General features: G+C 59.0%; 11 protein-coding genes. 5 read left to right on the top strand and 6 right to left on the bottom strand.

Going from position 1 to position 17,385, the window contains the following annotated elements; genetic code table 11:
- Positions 1-44 precede the first annotated feature (44 nt).
- The 5 genes from GTU79_RS13640 to GTU79_RS13620 all read left to right on the top strand — a co-directional run bounded on the left by GTU79_RS13640 (position 45) and on the right by GTU79_RS13620 (position 4,384).
- The gene (locus GTU79_RS13640) at positions 45-575 is read left to right on the top strand and encodes a flavodoxin (RefSeq protein ID WP_132921706.1); all 531 of its coding nucleotides are present in this window, start codon (positions 45-47) and stop codon (positions 573-575) included.
- A gap of 809 nt (positions 576-1,384) precedes the next feature.
- Complete coding sequence (locus tag GTU79_RS13635) at positions 1,385-1,906, top strand: DUF1062 domain-containing protein (protein WP_253073599.1); 522 nt, start codon at positions 1,385-1,387, stop codon at positions 1,904-1,906.
- Positions 1,896-2,642 carry a thioesterase II family protein gene (locus GTU79_RS13630; RefSeq protein WP_253073658.1) on the top strand — a complete coding sequence of 249 codons (747 nt, stop codon included), beginning with the start codon at positions 1,896-1,898 and terminating at the stop codon, positions 2,640-2,642. The genes GTU79_RS13635 and GTU79_RS13630 overlap by 11 nt, the downstream gene beginning before the upstream one ends.
- A gap of 91 nt (positions 2,643-2,733) precedes the next feature.
- Positions 2,734-3,618 carry a beta/alpha barrel domain-containing protein gene (locus GTU79_RS13625; RefSeq protein WP_203521520.1) on the top strand — a complete coding sequence of 295 codons (885 nt, stop codon included), beginning with the start codon at positions 2,734-2,736 and terminating at the stop codon, positions 3,616-3,618.
- 1 nt (position 3,619) lies between these two features.
- On the top strand, positions 3,620-4,384 hold the full coding sequence (locus GTU79_RS13620) for a creatininase family protein (RefSeq protein ID WP_132921709.1): 765 nt from the start codon (positions 3,620-3,622) through the stop codon (positions 4,382-4,384).
- Positions 4,385-4,456: 72 nt separating this feature from the next.
- Here GTU79_RS13620 and GTU79_RS13615 read toward each other — a convergent pair whose 3' ends face one another.
- From GTU79_RS13615 to GTU79_RS13590, 6 genes are all read right to left on the bottom strand, one after another.
- A complete protein-coding gene (locus tag GTU79_RS13615) occupies positions 4,457-5,974 on the bottom strand; it encodes an MFS transporter (RefSeq protein ID WP_203521521.1) in 1,518 nt (505 codons plus the stop codon).
- 242 nt (positions 5,975-6,216) lie between these two features.
- Entirely contained in the window at positions 6,217-6,573 is a 357-nt protein-coding gene (locus tag GTU79_RS30370; protein ID WP_253073598.1) for a hypothetical protein, read from the bottom strand.
- Complete coding sequence (locus tag GTU79_RS13610) at positions 6,549-8,069, bottom strand: aminotransferase class III-fold pyridoxal phosphate-dependent enzyme (protein WP_253073597.1); 1,521 nt, start codon at positions 8,067-8,069, stop codon at positions 6,549-6,551. The genes GTU79_RS30370 and GTU79_RS13610 overlap by 25 nt, the downstream gene beginning before the upstream one ends.
- Before the next feature lie 30 nt (positions 8,070-8,099).
- Positions 8,100-9,827 carry a beta-ketoacyl synthase N-terminal-like domain-containing protein gene (locus tag GTU79_RS13600; RefSeq protein WP_214514048.1) on the bottom strand — a complete coding sequence of 576 codons (1,728 nt, stop codon included), beginning with the start codon at positions 9,825-9,827 and terminating at the stop codon, positions 8,100-8,102.
- The gene (locus GTU79_RS13595) at positions 9,824-13,987 is read right to left on the bottom strand and encodes an SDR family NAD(P)-dependent oxidoreductase (RefSeq protein WP_214514047.1); all 4,164 of its coding nucleotides are present in this window, start codon (positions 13,985-13,987) and stop codon (positions 9,824-9,826) included. The genes GTU79_RS13600 and GTU79_RS13595 overlap by 4 nt, the downstream gene beginning before the upstream one ends.
- A gap of 13 nt (positions 13,988-14,000) precedes the next feature.
- Positions 14,001-17,354, bottom strand: coding sequence for a non-ribosomal peptide synthetase (locus GTU79_RS13590; protein ID WP_203521525.1), 3,354 nt, complete (start codon positions 17,352-17,354; stop codon positions 14,001-14,003).
- Between the last annotated feature and the right edge of the window lie 31 nt (positions 17,355-17,385).

The following is a 17,385-nucleotide window of genomic DNA, read 5'->3' as shown; positions in this document are numbered from 1 at the left end:
AGGGTATTACCCTGTAGCGATTAGCGAACTTTATGGAGCGTATCATGGCTAAAATCGGCATTTTTTTCGGCACCGACACCGGTAAAACCCGCAAGATTGCCAAGCTGATTCACCAGCATTTTGACGGCGAGGCGGCGGAACCGGTTAATATCAACCGGGCGACAATTGATGACTTGCTGGCCTATGAGATACTTATTCTGGGGACGCCCACCTTGGGCGAAGGGCAACTGCCCGGTCTGGAGGCGGAGTGCCAGAGCGAGTCCTGGGCGGAGTTCGCCGATACCCTGGCGCAGGCGGATTTAAGCGGCAAAACCGTGGCGCTGTTCGGTCTGGGGGATCAGGAGGCGTATCCGGATAATTTCGTCAGCGCCATGGGCGAGCTGTACGATATCGTGGCGGATGCCGGCGCGACGGTTATCGGTGAATGGCCCCGTGACGGCTATGTTTTTACCGCCTCCGCCGCGCTGGAGGATGACGTGTTTGTCGGGCTGGCGTTGGATCAGGACAATCAGTCGGATCTGAGCGCCGGGCGGGTGGAAAGCTGGGTTAAGCAGCTTAAAAGCGCTATAAATTAGGGCGTTGCCCGGGCCGGCGGGCCTGGGCTGCTGTGGGTGATCTCCCTTTAACAGGTTCGTTGCTCGCTTGGTGATCGCGGGTTTACCGCACCATGGGGCGCTCCGTCGGGCGGTAAAACCACGCCCGATTCGACCCCATTGCTGCGCTCTCCCTTTAACACGTTCATTTTACGCTTGGTGATCGCGGGTTTACCGCACCATGGGGCGCTCCGTCGGGCGGTAAAACCACGCCCGATTCGACCCCATTGCTGCGCTCTCCCTTTAACACGTTCATTGCACGCTTAGTGATCGCGGGTTTACCGCACCATGGGGCGCTCCGTCGGGCGGTAAAACCACGCCCGATTCGACCCCATTGCTGCGCTCTCCCTTTAACAGGTTCGTTGCACGCTTAGTGATCGCGGGCCTACCGCGCTGTGGCGCACATTCCCGTAAATTCATGACATAATTCCATTAGCGTTTATTTTCGCTTTCATTTTCGTTAATGATATATTGTCATTGAACAACGACATAAATATAAACGTTATTCAAATTATCTCGGCCTTATGATTAATAGCTTAACCCGTTATCGAAACATCTATAAATAATACATTTAATCTACCTATTCCCGTCTTAAAAGTAATTTTATTGTATTTGCCGATTCGGTTGTGTAACATCGATTTTGTTAATTTAATTTATTATCGAGGTGCGGGTTGATTCCGACACAAGGATGTGTCCAGTGGCTGGTACGGCCTATTGGATTTCAGGCACTCATCAGACGTTGTCCGAGATGTGCCCTAAAACGTCTTTTTTTCCCCGGTGGTACGTTTCGCGTGAATGCGCAAAAGAAAATCCTGGATATATGGAGTATTTATAAATGCGAAATATGTGAATATACATGGAATATTGATATTGTTTCCAGGGTAAATATTAGCAGAATAGATCAAGCATTATATGAACGTTTCCTGTCTAACGATCAAGAGGAGATATGCCGCCGGGCATTTGATTACAACGCCTTGCTGCGTGCAAACAATGTCCTGGGACCGCCACCGGATTTTGATGTGGACGGCGATGATCTCACCGCTTTTGCCGGCACGCCGCAGCTTAGCGTCGATATAAAGCTCCAGTACCCTATCCCGGTACGTTTGGTGACTATTTTAGCGAAAAAGCTCAATCTTTCCCGCAGCCACATCGTTAACCTGATGGAGGCCGGCATGATAACGGGCGTCTCCGGACGGGACCTTAACCGCAAAGCCAGGCCCGTTCAGATGATTGCCCTGGATGTGGGTGGGGTGATGGCCGCCGGGGGACCCCGCTGTTTGCCGGAACCGGGAGGTAGCCGTGATGTTCCATGACCCCACCGATCCCGCGAAGCTTAATCTCATCTGCTTGCCGTATGCCGGCGCAAGCGCGGATTTTTATCGACGATGGCAAACCGCTTTACCCGGCGTCAAGCTGCATCCGGTGCGGCTGCCGGGACGAGGCAGAGACATAGGCCTCCCGCCGATTGACGATATGGAGAGATTAACCGACCTTATCCTGTCTCAGCTGAGCGGTCTGTTTCATAGCCGCTTTGCTCTGCTCGGCACCAGTATGGGCGGTTGGATTGCCTTTCGGCTGGCCCAGAAACTGTGCCTTGCCTCCGGACGGCATCCGGCATCATTATTTGTCTGTTCAGCGGCCTGTCCGGCGGACCGCGCCCTTATCCCGCGCCTCACGGGCTTGAGCGATGCGCAAACCCTGGCGGTCATGGCTACGTTTAACCCAGCGTCACGGAATATATTACAACACCCGGAACTGGCGTCGCTGTTTTTGCCGATCCTCCGGGCAGATTTCGAATTATGCCTGAACTGGATGCCGGACGAGTCATACAAACTGCCTATTCCTATTTATGGTTTTCGCGGTCAACGGGATAATATCGCCCTGGAAGCCTCTATGCAGCAATGGCAAACGTTGACGACCGGCATTTTTCGTCTGGCCACCGTGCCGGGAGACCATTTTTTTATTGAAAATCCCGACCCCGGTTTTTTCAACCATCTCCTTGAGCTTATTTCATTTGGCAAGGGTGATATGCACCCTCGCCGTGAGTAAAAAACACATTCGCGCAAATACATTTTTTAAACGCTAAGGTCTCATTCGCTATTGAATTAAATTTTTTCATCACCTAAGGAGCGAATAAAACATGGAGCAGTCAACAACGAGATCCCTGTTGAATCTACGCTTGAGTAATCCTGTGATCGTGGGCTCAGGCCTGCTGACGGATCGTGTAAAGCTTATTCGGCAGTTTGCCGACATCGGCGCCGGGGCGGTTGTCACCAAAACCCTTTATCCCTCTCACATCGATAGTCAAGATGAGAATATTTATCCTCTGGAGTCCGGCATGCTGAATAATACCACCTATTCAAAACGCCCTATTCAGCAATGGCTGCTCATGCTGAAGTTATTTGCCGAGGAACAATTACCCATTATCGTTTCAGTACATGCCAATACCCCGGAGGGGCTGGCGGCGATGGCCGGACAAATCGCCACGGTTACCGATGCCCCGTTGGAACTGGGTATCTCCTGTCCCCATGATCTTACCGCCGGCGAAGACACCCCCGATCGGGTTTACCGATATACAGATGCTGTCCGCCGCCACACCGATGCGCCCTTTTCGGTAAAACTTGCGCTCGGGGATGAGTTGGTAAATCGGGTAGAGGCCGCAGTGTCCGGCGGCGCACAGGCCCTTACCCTGAGCGATACCATTTCTGGCCTGGCCTTTGATCCCGTCACCGAGCTGCCGGCCTTGGGCGGTCCCTGCGGTTATTCCGGAGCGGGCATCAAACCGTTGGTCTTGGCGGCGATATACCATCTGCGAAAAAAGGGGATCACATTACCTATTATCGGCTCCGGCGGCGTACAAAGCGGCCGCGATGTGCGGGACTATCTGCTCGCGGGCGCCGATGCCGTCCAGGTTTATACCGCGTTGCATTATAAATGCGGCAAGACGCTGAAACGCATCATTGATGAATATCAGGGGATCGCCGGCATCATGCCGGCGGCCCCTGGTCAAAAGAAGGAAATTTGATATGGAATCCTTAGCGGCGAAAGCGTTGGCGGAACTGACCAGCGCAGAAATCGAACGGGCGGTGGCGGGTAAGACCCTGATCTGGCCTATCGGCGGAATTGAACAACACGGTCCTCATTTGCCCTTAAATGTCGATAGCCTCATTCCCAAGGCGTTATCCCACCGCCTGGCAGCAATAATTGATGGGTTTTATCTGCCGGTACAGCCCCTCTCCGTGCGTTCATTGCCGCAAAGCGGCGGCGGTCTGATCTTTCCCGGCACGATATATATCGACGGCGGCACGTTTACCCGTTACCTGCAACGCACCCTAGCCAGCCTGTGCCGTCTGCCGTTCAAGCAGTTGGTGATTATCAACGGGCATTACGAAAACGAAGCGTTTATTTTCGAGGCGATAGACGAACTCAGCGGGAACGGCGCCTTTGGCGAAAGAGCGGTAACCGCATTCAGTTGGTGGAGTTTGGTGCCCGATGCCTGGATAGCGGCCAACCTGCCTGACTTCCCCGGCTGGCACGCCGAACATGCCGGTATCACCGAAACCAGTTTGATGCTGCATTTGCATCCCGACCTGGTCAGGTCGGAACGACCGGATCACCCGTCGCCCCCCATGGCGGGAATTTATCGGCTGCCGCTTGATGGCGACTCGGCGTCCACACGGGGCGTATTGTCGCGGACCTCCGGTTCATCGGCGACGTTGGGCAAGCAGCTTTTTGATCTGGTGACGGAGCAAATGATTGCCCTGGTTGAACGCCGTCAAAACGATAAATAACGCACTTAGGGCCATGGCGACAATTTCTGTCCCTTAAGCCATTGCTCCTATGGAAGCCTTTTCGCCTTCCGCTCAATGGCTTTCGGCATCATAGGGGCTTTGCGCCACAAGCGGGCGGCGGGTCGACCGGACGCGGGCACTGAGCCAGATCAGCACGGCCGTCATCAGCAAGACGGCCATCGCCGTGGCCATGACGGCTGAAAATGACTGGTCGAAGGCGGACCTGGCCAGCAATTCGACTGCCGCCGCCGTTTCCAGCGGCAGGCTTTCGGCCACCATCAGCGCCTGATCCAGGCTGTCCCGAATATCCGCCCCATGGGACGGCCCCACCGTATCGCTGTAGACCGCCGACATGATACTGCCCATTACCGTGATCCCCAATGCCGCGCCCAGCTCATAGGATGTTTCTTCCAGCGAGGCCGCCATGCCGGCGCGATGGGGCGGCGCGTTCAGCATAATGAAATTCGACACGCTGGTGGTGGTCGCCCCCACCGCCGCACCCAGCAGCAGCAGGCATAACAGCTGGCTTGCCATGGGTGCGTCGTAGCAGAAAAGAAAACCGGCCGCCCCGAGGCTATATAGCAACAGCGCCGCCACCAGCAATCGTAATGGCCGCTTCATTCGGGTCAACAACCATCCGGCCAGCAGGCTGCCGACAATCGCCGCTGATGAAAGCGGCAGGAAGAAGAGCCCCGTTTGCAGCGGGGTCAATCCCATCACCAGCTGCAGCCGTTGACTAAGGGCCAGATCGATACCCATCAAACAGGCGGATGAAATCATCGCCGCTATGATGGCCGCAGTGAAGAGCGGTGTGCTGAAAATGGCGAAATCGATAAGGGGATGCCGGCTGCGCCGCTGCCGGAGAATGAAAATGGCCAGCAAACCGATGCCCGTCGTCAGCGCCGCCAGGAGATATCCGTAGGAAGGCGCGGGTTTGGCAAATTCTTTAATGGCGTAAGCCAGTGAAACCAATGCCGTCGTCACCTGCAATGATCCCGGCAGATCCCATGGCCGGCTCCGGTCCGCCGAGTCGGCGGGAACACCCCAGCATGTCAGGAGCAGCGCCAGCACCACGATAGGAATATTGATCAGGAAGACCGATCCCCACCAGAAATACTCCAGCAGCGCCCCGCCCACCAGCGGACCCGCCGCCGCCCCGCCGGAGGCCACCGCGGACCAGATGCCTATGGCCATCGCCCGTTCCTTCTCATCGGGAAAGGTCAGTCTGATAATGGCCAGGGTGGCGGGCATCATCATGGCCGCCCCCACCCCCAGCAGCGCCCTGGCGGCAATAAGCCGCTGAGGCGAGCCGGAATAGGCCGCCAGCAAAGAAGCCAGGCCAAATACCGTCAGTCCCAGCAAAAAGAGCTTTTTGTGGCCGAGTCGGTCCCCCAGCGTACCGGCGCCCAGCAGCAGACCGGAAACTATCAGCGGGTAGATATTCACTATCCAGAGTTTGGCGGACGCGGAGGCGGCAAGGTCGCGGGTCAGCTGCGGCAGCGCGATATAAAGAACCGTCATGTCTACCGTAACAAGCACCAAGGCGACTGAAACAACCGACAATACCAGCCACCGTTTGGAAAATTGCATTAAATTCACCTAAAGTAATAGATACAGTTATTGCGTTCGCAAGATTATTGCCGGCGCATTCGACATCGCTTTATGCCGGCTCAATGAAAAAAGAAGAGAATAATATGCATCAATCCTGCAAAGCAATATCTATTAAATAAATCAGATGGCAAATAAGTCATATACTAAATGCCTTTATATGCCATGAAATATATACCTCCCTAATTAGTCTTAGAATAGCTGGACTGAGAACTCCATAACAATCAACGGCCGGCCATTTGCGGCAACAGTCGGTGTTCCGCCAGCTCATCCAGACTGTCGCTAAAAGCCTTAACGACCCGATCAAGATGGGTTTGCTCATGGGCGGCACAGAGAAACCAGCAGCGCCACTCCCAAATATAAACGCCTCGGAATAAAAGATTATAATAAAGCAGGTCGAAGTTCTCACGATGGATTAATCGAAAGAAAGAACTGAATGAACACGCCGTTATAGGCACTCGGCGTTCATGGAATAATTGATTCAACCTTGCCACCAGTTCGTCGGTTTTTTTCGCCAGCGCCTGAGATAATGCAACGCCCTGACCCTTGATCTCGGTTAAGGTGGCTTGCGCGGCCGCCATGGAGAGGGGATGCTGAAAATAGGTGCCGCCGAAGAAGGTCGCTTCCGTCGCCGGGTAGCTGTGGTCGCCAAACGACCAGCCGCCGCCGTCAATGGCATCCAGGGTATTACCCCGGCCGGCAATGACGCCGAGCGGCATTCCCCGCCGATGGTTTTGCCGTAGGTGACGATATCTGCCTTTATGCCGTAGAGTCCTTGAATGCCGGCGGGATGAACCCGGAATCCCGTCACGATCTCATCGAAAATCAGCATGATTCCGTGATTGGCCGTTAACGTTCGCAACTGGCGCAAATAGTCAGGCAATGCCAGCCTGGGATCGCGGGTCGGCACCGGCTCCACCATCACCGCGGCGATGCGGTGGCGATGTTTTTCAATAAATTCAAGCGCGGCTTCGCTGCCAAACGCCAATACCGACACATCGGCCACCATATTTTGGGGTATTCCCACCGAGAGCGCGCGCGCGCCGTAGGCGCCCGGAAAATCGCCCGGGGTCGCCAGCACGGCATCCCAATGACCGTGATAACTGGTGGCGAAGATCACTACATGATCCCGTCGGGTATAAGCCCTGGCGGCGCGTACGGCGTTCATTACGGCTTCGGTGCCGCTGTTGACAAACGCTACCCGATCCATACCGGTGAGTTCGGTAATCAGTCCGGCGACGGTAAGCGCCGCTTCGCTACGGGTACCCAATCCGAAGCTGCGCGCTAGGCTTTCTCGCAGGGCGCCGATGATAAAGTCCGGCTGATGGCCGAACAGGTGCGAGCCAAAGCCCATGGTCATGTCGACGTAGCCATTACCGTCGATATCCCCTACCTCCGCGCCGCTGAAGGTATCGCATACCAGCGGATAAAGCAGCTCTTTGACCGAGGGTTTGAATCCAATACCCGAACGGCTATCGGCAATGATCCGGCGAACATCGGCGGCGTGCTGTTTGGATCGGGACGTTTTTCCGGCATAGCGCGGAATAAAACGCGCCAGATAGTCATGCCGGGCCGTGGTCTCGTCCGGCAACGCGCTGCGCGACAGCCAGCGAAAAGGGACGGGAACGGCGACAGGAGCTGGCGCCGATGAAAGCTTGCGCGACGCATCAGCCCGCTCCCCCACCGGCAAAATTCCCTCATCTGCAGAATGTTTCGTTACGTCAGGCGATAAAGCGGCATGATGAATGGAGCACGCGCCGGATTCAGGGGCTGGCTCCGCATCTGTGCCGGCATTCATCCCCACGGGCTCTTCGGGGGTGTCGCGGCCAGATTCGACGCCGGAACGTGAAAGATACTCCGCCACCTTGCCGATGGTGGGGATATCGGCAAAGAATTGCCGGACCGTCAGCCTTACGCCGTAACGCCGCCGCAATGCGTCGGCAACGTCAAACAGCAGCAGGGAATCCGCGCCCATTTCCACCAGCGGCGTGGCGATATTCATTTCATTTTCGGTCAGGCCGAACGCGGCGGCGAATAGTGTGACCAGTTCCCGTTCAATTGAAATTGCGCTTGCCATAGAGGCTCCTTATGTTTAGCGGGTAAAGACTTATGCAGCCGGCTCGTCCATGTCGTTACCGAGGCGGCTGCGAACAAACGGATAGGTGGGAAGGGGCAGCCTGCGACGCTGTTCAAGGGCGTAAAAACGCAACCAGTCCGCCTCCCCTCCCTGCTGCCAGGCGGTGGCCATCGCCAGACGCTGTTCATCCAAGAGGCCATCGCATGCGACAGCCACCCCGCGCTCCTGCGAGAGTCCGTAAAGTATCCCCGGAACATCCCGAGCGAGGACAATGCGCCGCACCGGGAGAGGATATCTTCCCCGCTGGAGGGTATAGGCCACATCGTCCGCGGAGGTATCGGGATGGGCGAGAAGGTAGGCTCGCAGGTTTTCGGTTATCTGCCGTAATGTCTCGGGACTGCGGGCGCTGAGGGGGATGAGATGCACGGATTCATGGCCGGTGTTGTCCGGCGCATAGGGCGGGGGCTGGGCCACCACCACATGGGCGTTGGTGCCGCCGATGCCGAAGGAGCTGACGCCGGCAAGACGGGGCGAACCGGCGGTTTCCCATTGCTGCGCGGCATGAGGCAGGTAAAAAGGCGTGTGCGGAGCGGTCAACGCATTCATTGGTCGGGAGCAATACAGCGTCGGCGGGATAATACCCTGTTGAACCGCCAGAATGGTCTTGATCAATCCGGTTATGCCGGAGGCGCAATCAGCGTGTCCGAGGTTGGTTTTAAGGGAACCGAGCGCGCAGGCGCGGGGTTGCGCGAGAGCGAAAACCCGAAGCAGCGAGCTGAGCTCGATAGCATCGCCAATGGATGTGCCGGTGCCATGGGCTTCAATCATGCCGACCCTGTCCGGGGCAACCCCCGCGCGATCCCACGCACGCTGGATGACCGCTGCTTGCCCGTCCGCCGCCGGCGCGCTGTACCCGGCCCGCCGTGCGCCGTCATTATTCACCGCCGAGCCTTTAATCACCGCCAGTATCGGCTCCCCCGCGGGGCGGGGGCCCTCCCACCGGCGCACCAGCACGGCGGCCACGCCCTCGGCGCACAGCGGGCCGTCGGCGGTTTGATCAAAAGCGCGCACCCGACCGGTGGCGGATAAAATGCCGCCGCGATGACAAAAATACCCCTGGTGGGCGGGAAAACGGACACAGGCGCCGCCGGCAATGGCGAGATCGCTTTCTCCCGCCAGCAGACTTTGACAGGCCAAATGAACCGACACCAGCGACCCGGAACAGTACGTCGCCACGCTCACCGCCGGACCGGTGCAGTTTAACTTGTAGGCAGTGCGCGAAGCCAATGCATCCGGGCTATTTCCTCCCAACGCCAGCATGGCATCGGTGGCATCGGCGGCGGCGGGCATATAGGGTTCCCAACCGCTTTTACGGGTGCCGGCAAACACCGAGGCGATACCCGCGTCGCTGCCACGGCCATAACCGCCGGATTCCAGCGCCTCATGACACACTTCAAGAAAAATCCGCTGCTGCGGATCCATCCGCACCGCTTCCCTGGGGGTGATATGGAAAAATCCGTAATCAAACGCATCGGTATCGTCAAGGAACGCGCCGCGCGGCACATAACACGCCCCGGCGACAGGGGAAAACGTGACGCCGCCGGGCAACCGGTGGGCCGGATAATCGCGAATAAGCTCCCGGCCATCCAATAATGACCGCCAAAACGCCTGGGGAGACGGCGCGCCGGGAAAACGGCCGGCGACGGCGGTGATGGCGATATCGCGCTGGGCGAAAGCGTGATCGTTGACCCTTGTCATCCCCCTGCTCCTCTGCCGCTTTCGCTCGACCCGATGCCCCGCGCCGGCGCCGATAAAGTACGGGCCACTTTCTGCGCAAGAGTCTCCACCGCGGAGGCCTCAAACAGATCGACCATGGTCAGCATGATGTTGAAATGGGCGTTAATCCGGCGCACCAGCTCGGCGCCCACCAGTGAGTCGCCGCCCAAATCAAAAAAGTTCGCGCGCTTATCCACCTCGCAGTGCAGCAGGTTGCGCCAAATCACCATCAGGGCTTCGCTAACGTCAGCCGGGTCGATGGAAGACGATCCGGTGGCGTCCGCCAATGCGGCGGGGGCCGCGCTGACGACAGCCTCCAAACCGATGGGATAAGAACCGCTGTCGTCCGCGGGGATATGCCGTCGCGCCGGCGCGGAGATAATGTTATTGAAAATCCCGTCCGGCGATCCGATGGACACCGCCAATCGGCCCTGATGCAGATTATTCAGGGCAATGCCGAAGGCGGCGGAAGCTTCGCGGTCGGTTAACGGACGGGCGCGGTTCGCGCTGTATTTGAAGCTGCCGCCGCTATCCCATCCCTGCCAACCGGCCCAATCAATGCACAGGTAGGGGTGACGGCGTCCGTGACGCAGGGCGAAAGATGCGCAGGCTTCGTTAGCCGCCGCATAGGCCGACAGTCCCAATCCGCCGACGTAGGCCGCCAGCGATGAAGTAAAACAGCCGAATCTGAGCGATCGGCGGCCCAATAGGGCATGGAGTACCGATGCACCGATAAAGCCCGGTCCCATGAGCCTTTGCCACTGCTCGCGGGTGGACTTTTGCACCCAATGCAGCGTCCCCGGGCCGGAAACGCCGGCGGCATGGATAAAGCAGGTGATCTCGCCGATCCGCCGTTCCGCTCGTTCGACGGCCTCCGTGACCTGCCCGAGATCGGCAATATCAGCATGCACGACCTCCACCTCCACCGCCACGGCCCGCAGCGCCTGAAGCCGTTCCCTGCGCCGATCGTTCTGCGGTAAGGTGTGTAAAGGCGTACGGGTCAGGATAACCAGCTTGGCGTGAAGGTGAGTCGCCATAAACCGCGCCAGTGGATACCCCACCTGCCCCAGGCCGCCTGTCACCAGGCAGGTGGGATTTCCCCAGTCCGGCGGCGCGGCGGCGCTTTTGAGCGTCTCGAAATAACGTTCCCATCGCCAGCCGCTACGCAAGGCGACGAGGGAGGGGCGATGTGTGCCGGTTAACTCCGCCATGACGTCATGGGCGGCAAGGGGGTCTTGTTCGTCGACATCCACGCAGCGGCATGAAACAAAGGGGATTTCTTGCATCAGGGACTGGCATGCCGCCCAGGCGGCGGCACGTTGAGGGAAAAGGGTTCCGCTGCCCGGCCCATCGACAAAACCCGGTCCGATGACATCGATGAACAGCGGCGCCCGACGGTGTAATGAAAGGGCTTTGGCCAGTTCCAATATGATGAAAACGACATCAAACGTCGCTACGGTCAACACCGCCTCTCGCACGTCGCCAAACAGCAGCATCAGGTGATCGGGCATCAGATGGTCATTGCGCAAAGTGTCGGCGAGCCGGTCGGCGGCCAGGGGATCATGTGGGTCCAGGCAATATCCGCCGGCACCCGCAACCCTGGCGGAACCCAGAATCGCAGTGGTGATATGCCCGCTCCGCTTTTTCAGCGCGTTCTTAAGCGACGGGGCATAACGGCAGGTCGGTTCGGCTATCACCAGCCTTCGGCACGAGCCGGTCATACCGGTCTCCACGGCGCCACGCCCGGCGCGGCGCCATCTTTCAACATACAGTTGCGGCCGGTCCTTTTCGTCCACCGGGGAACGCCCATCGGCAGCAGGCATCGCGGGCGATGTAAGACCGCTTTCTTCCACCGATTCCGGTTGATACCAGCATCTGCGACGCCGCAGCGGCTGGACCGGCAATGGTATACGCCCGGCATTGGGATAAGGGCAAAGGTATTGCCAATCAATATTTACTCCCCGGCACCACAGCGCGCCCGCACAGCGTAGCAAGGCCGGCATATCATCGGCCTTGGGGCCGAGCACGGCCTCCACCCCCCGATCCCGGCAGGTCTGGCGGGCCAGGCGATCAAAACCTCCCCGGTGCGCCGGTATGAATACCCGATCGCCGGGATTGATTGACCGCGCCGAAAAATAACCGGCCGCGGGGGGTATTCCGCTGTGGTTCGCGGGGGCCGACTGCGCCAGATAATCGCCCATTAAGGAGTACACCTTGGCCATTGGCGGTTCAGGGGGGGGTGTTTGGGGGTCCGGTCCCCCCCGCCGGCCGGGCAGGGGGGGGGCGACCACGGGGGCGGGGAAAAACCCCTCCACCCTTACGTTAATCTCCTCCGGCGTCAGGATAAGCAACGGCGTGTTAATGACATACCGCCACATCAGCAGATAAGACAGGTAACCCACAGTTTGCGCCAGGCCCCATACCTCCCCCTCGGTGTTGCACGTGCCCAACACGTCTTGCCGGGTAATAAGCGCCGGATGATGTTCATTTAGCCACGCCAGCAGGGCGGTTAATTCCCGGTTGAAAATCGGATGATTGGCCGCGGCGGCGTAAGACAGGCCGCCGCCGATGATAAGGATCAGATGCGGGGCCGCATCGCCCGTAGCGATATCAAAGGCGCCCTCGTTGAGCTGCGCCATCAATTCGTGCCGGTCATGGGCATACAGCAATGCTTTACAGGGCTCAATCCGCCGTCCCTGTGACAGGGTAACGGCAATGTCGTCAAGATTGATATCCGGCTGGGCGCCGAGATGTTCCGCCATGCCGGCGGCGAGCTCTTTGAGCCTGACGGGATCCCGCCCGCTGAGCGGAATGGCGTGCAGCCCGATGCTGCCGCGTTTTGCTACGGCGGACGGCCCTTCAGCGAGGACCATATGAACATTGGTGCCACCGGCGCCGAAAGAGCTGACGCCGGCGCGCCGTGTCCCGCTCAGGGGCCATGGCACGGCCGTCCGGTTGATGATAAACGGACTCTCCTCCAGTGCGAGGGCGGGATTTGCCTGGCTGAAGGTGGGGTGCGGCGGGACAATGCCGTGTTTCAGCGCCAGGACCGCCCGGGCAAGTCCCGCTATGCCCGCCGCCGCCGCCAAATGCCCGACATTCGCTTTAATCGAACCCAGCGCGCAGCGTTCCGTTCGATGCCCGATGGGGCGAAAAACTTCACGCAGCGCGGCAAACTCCACCGGATCGCCTAACGCCGTACCGGTGCCATGGGCTTCTATCATGCCGATTTCATCCGGGGCAACTCCCGCCACCCCTTGGGCTTCAGCAATTAACCGGCATTGACCTTCAACCCCTGGAGCCGTGAAACCAAGCCTGCCGTCGCCTTCATTGTTCATCGCCGAGCCCAGGATCACCGCCAGAATAGTGTCGCCGGCCGCCTTCGCGTCGCGTAAGGGGCGCAACGCCACCAGGCCGGCGCCATCGCCGAAAACGGTACCCGAAGCGGCGTGATCAAAGGGTCGGCACATGCCGTCCGGCGAGAACATCAGGTTAGGCTCGTACAGATAACCCGGCCGCAAGACGGCCTGAATCGAGACGCCGCCGGCTATGGCCATATCGCACTCACTGCCCAGGAGGCTTTGCACCGCACAATGCATGCTGCTCAACGCCGTGGAACAGCCGGTTTGAACGGACACGCTGGGACCCGTGAGACCGAGTTTGTAGGAAATCCTGCCGCACAGATAATCTTTATCGTTGGTGAGCATTAATTCCGTACCCGCCAGAGACATCAAATCACAGCGAGACCTGATGACATTCGGCAGGTAAGTGTTCATGGACGCGCCGGCATAGACGCCAATGCGCGGACGCCGCAGCGGATTACCATAACCGGCGGTTTCCAACAGCTCCCAGGCGCACTCCAGCAAAATCCGCTGCTGGGGATCGAGTAACGCCGCCTCTCGCTGGCTGAAGGCAAAAAAATCCGCGTCGAACAGGTCGATACCCGGTAGTGCGGCGTCGGCAAAAACGTAGCGGGGATCTTCAAATAACGGGCTGTCTATGCCCTGCGCGACACAGTGCTCCCGCTGAAAATGCCGGATAGCGACCCGTCCGTTGACAAGATTTGACCAAAGCACGGGCAGGCTGTCCGCCCCGGGCAGCCGAAAGGTCATGCCGATGATGGCGATGGCGTGATCATCCATGATATGTCGTCCTTTATATTGGGTTGTGTCGTGCCCGTTTGCGCAAGGCCGCCATGGCATCCAACGACGTGGGTCCGCCGCAGTCTGCGTCCCGGCCGGCGCCGCGATCCGCCACGGACGCCGTGGCCCGTTGCGCCGCCAGCGATCTGATGGTGGGAAAGCGAAAAAGATCCGCTGGGGTCAGGGCGCCGCATCCCGGCAGGGTCAGCAACCGTGAAAAGACCTGCATCAATGTCAGCGAATTACCGCCGACGTCGAAAAAAACATCGTCAAGGCCCACTTCCCTCCGGCCCAATACCGCGCACCAGATATCCTGTAGCGCGGAGAGCAGCGGCATCGCGTCTCTCCCTGTCCCGGCGGCGTCCGCCGTCGAGGCATTAAAACGGCCTTGGTCCACCTCCTCACGCAGTTTATTTCGGTCGAGTTTATTATGGCCGTTGCGGGGCAGCGCTTGAGCCCGCAGAAGTCGCCCCGGCAACATATAGAACGGCAGCCGGCCGGCAAGGAATCGGCGCAAATCCTCCTCCATAGCCTCGGTGAAGGGTGAATCAAGCACCATGACGGCGGTCAGTTGGCCGCCGCCGGCAGCCTGTTCCAGCAGCACCGCCGCCTCGGTCACCGCCGGATAGCCGCCGATAGCATGTTCAACCTCGCCGAGTTCAATACGATAGCCATTGAGTTTGATCTGCTGGTCCATGCGGCCCAGATAATGAAGCCGTTGCCCGTCCCACAGACCACGATCGCCGCTGCGGTACATTCTGGCGCGGCCTTCGGCAAAAGGATCGGGGACAAAACGTTCAGCGGTCAGTTCGGGCAGTCCGACATACCCCGGGCTAACGCCCAGACCGCCGATGCAGATCTCTCCGGCCTCACCTACCGGCACCGGCCGGAGCCGTTCATCCAACACCGCCACCGTTGCAAAACGCAGGGGGCGGCCAAGAGGCACGGTTTCGCGCCGGGTCAAATCAGCGGTAACCCGTTCAATCATGGCGAATACCGTGGTCTCAGAGGGGCCGTAAAGGTTCCACATTTTTGTCTCGCCGGTTAGGAAAGGAGCCGCAATCCGGCCGGGCAGCGCTTCGCCGGAAATCATAAAATGACGTACCGGCAGCACGATTTGCCGTCGAAGCAGCTCGGGCAATAACCCCTTCAGTCCCGATGGCGTTTGAGACACCACCTGCGCTTTTGACCGTTGAAGAAAGGTCAATAACGCATCGGGACGGGATCGCAGTTCAGCCGGGATGACCAAAAGCTCGCCGCCGGAACACAGACAGCCCCAGATTTCCCACACCGACAGGTCGAAGCTGGCGGCATGACACCAGGTCCATTTTTGCCCGGCGGGCAAAACAATTTCCTCCGCCATGGCATCGAGAAAGGCGGTGACGTTACGGTGGAGCACGTCTATTCCCTTGGGACAGCCGGTGGACCCCGACGTAAACAGGGTATAGGCCGTCAAGCACGGGGCGGCGTGATTCGACGCTTCATCGCTCCCTCTGGCAGGGTCCGGGCCATGGGTCGGCCCCGGGCAGCCGTCCGACGCGTCAGTCTTCTCATGGATGTCCAGCACTTCACAGCCCAGACCGCCGAATACCGCCCGGTGCCGTTGACCGGCGATCACTATGACCCGCACACCGGCGTTCAGCGCCATTTTTTGCAGTCTCGCCGGCGGATTCATCGGCTCCAGGGGCAGATAAGCGGCGCCGGTGCGCATAATGGCCAGCATAGCGGCCAGAGCATCGGCGCCGGGGGCCATGCCCAGCCCGACGCGGTAGCCCGGGCCGACGCCTGCGCGGACAAGCCGCCGCGCAATGGCAATAGAGGCTCGCCACAATTGCTCATAGGTGGTCGCCCCTGACGCATCGGTTACCGCGACGGTATCCCCCGCATCCCGCGCCCAGCGACCGACGCGACTGACAATGTCGTCGTCGGCGCAGGCGACCAGGCGCCTTGTGTTGATAGTCGCAAAAACCCCTGGGTTTCCCAGCTTGCGGTCCTCCGCCGCCACATTTTCATCCGGGGCGGCGATAAGCCGTTGAACCGTAGCCAGGTAATCTTCGCAAGCCCGCTCAATATCCGACCGGGAAAACAGCGCGCTTCGTCCTTTGATAACGCCGGTCAGTCCCGAGGGCCCTTCGGCGAATTCCAGCGCCAAATCCATCTGCCCTTCCTGTTGGCGTAAACGATAGGGCCGTAACGTCATATTCCCCCAGGAGAGGCTCAGCGCCTCATCCCCCAGCATCAATCCTCCGCTCTTGGACATCCGCGGCGAGCCGGGCATATTGACCGTCGTCTGCAATAGCGGGTTCCGCGCCGCGGAGCGCGGGATGCGCAGGTCTTTGATGATATTGCCAAACGGATAATGACGATGCTCCAGCGCCGCGCCCAATGACTTGCGTACCCGGACGGTTAGCGTCCTGAAGGTCGTGGCCGCCATGGACAGACGCAGCGGCAGCATATTGAAGAAACAGCCGAGGGCATCATCGAAATCACCGTCGCGCCGTGAAATCGGTACGCCGATAATGATGTCCGTGGAATGGGTGCGATCCCCGACAAAAACGGCCCATGCCGTCAGCATCAGGGCAAATAGCGATACGCCGTACTCTTGAGAACACAATCCGAGCCGCCGGCCAAGTTCATCGGGGAGAGTGAAAAACACCGATTCTCCGCCACGCGCTCCGCCCTCTTCAACCCCGCGCCAGTGAAGCGGCGGCGGCGGCGAAGCCAAAAGCGCCGACCAGTAATTTTGCGCGCACAATGCGCCGCCGCCGTTAAGGAAACGTCGTTCCTCGGCGATAAAGTGATCAAAGGTACGCTTCTTCGTAACAGCGGTATCGGCGTCACCCCCGATTTCGGCGATATACAAGACCTCCAGTTCATCCATGACCAGAGCCAGAGTGGAGAAGTCGGCGATAATGTGATGTATGCCCAGCAGCCAAAGATATTCACGCTCGCCGCATTGGAACAGTCCCAACCTGATGCAGGGCCCCCGCGCCAGATCAAAAGGTTGTTGATGATAATCGTGCACGGCGGCATCCCGCTCATCAGCCGTTTGGCCACGCAGATCGAAGAAATTTACCTGCGGTGGGAGATCGTCCCTGCTTACCGCCTTCGGCAACCCCTGCTCATCGGTAAAGACGCTGCGCAGGACATCATGCCGGCCCGCCAGGCGATGCATGGCGTCGCGCAGGGCGGGAAAATCCAGCTTCCCGGTCGCGCGGCAGGCGCAAGCGATATTGTAGGCGGCGTCATCCGGCGCGAGGCGGGAAAGGAACCATAACGCGGCCTGTTGTTCACTTAACGGGCGTTCACGGCGACATTTTGCGTCAAGCGGCCCCGGCTGTTTTTGATTAAAGAAGCGTTCTGTCATAAGTTTGCTCAATCCTTTGTGCTATATCCAA

Origin of the sequence: Sodalis ligni, from assembly GCF_016865525.2 — a bacterium.
In the GTDB taxonomy this organism is placed as follows: Bacteria; Pseudomonadota; Gammaproteobacteria; order Enterobacterales; family Enterobacteriaceae; genus Acerihabitans; species Acerihabitans ligni.
This window is presented reverse-complemented; position numbering and strand designations above follow the sequence as displayed.

Coding starts and splice junctions, on each gene's coding strand:
- GTU79_RS13625 (WP_203521520.1), top strand. CDS start 2,734: ATGGAGCAGTCAACAACGAGATCCCTGTTGAATCTACGCTTGAGTAAT.
- GTU79_RS13600 (WP_214514048.1), bottom strand. CDS start 9,827: ATGACAAGGGTCAACGATCACGCTTTCGCCCAGCGCGATATCGCCATC.
- GTU79_RS13595 (WP_214514047.1), bottom strand. CDS start 13,987: ATGGATGATCACGCCATCGCCATCATCGGCATGACCTTTCGGCTGCCC.
- GTU79_RS13630 (WP_253073658.1), top strand. CDS start 1,896: ATGTTCCATGACCCCACCGATCCCGCGAAGCTTAATCTCATCTGCTTG.
- GTU79_RS13590 (WP_203521525.1), bottom strand. CDS start 17,354: ATGACAGAACGCTTCTTTAATCAAAAACAGCCGGGGCCGCTTGACGCA.
- GTU79_RS13640 (WP_132921706.1), top strand. CDS start 45: ATGGCTAAAATCGGCATTTTTTTCGGCACCGACACCGGTAAAACCCGC.
- GTU79_RS13615 (WP_203521521.1), bottom strand. CDS start 5,974: ATGCAATTTTCCAAACGGTGGCTGGTATTGTCGGTTGTTTCAGTCGCC.
- GTU79_RS13610 (WP_253073597.1), bottom strand. CDS start 8,069: ATGGCAAGCGCAATTTCAATTGAACGGGAACTGGTCACACTATTCGCC.
- GTU79_RS30370 (WP_253073598.1), bottom strand. CDS start 6,573: ATGGCGGCCGCGCAAGCCACCTTAACCGAGATCAAGGGTCAGGGCGTT.
- GTU79_RS13620 (WP_132921709.1), top strand. CDS start 3,620: ATGGAATCCTTAGCGGCGAAAGCGTTGGCGGAACTGACCAGCGCAGAA.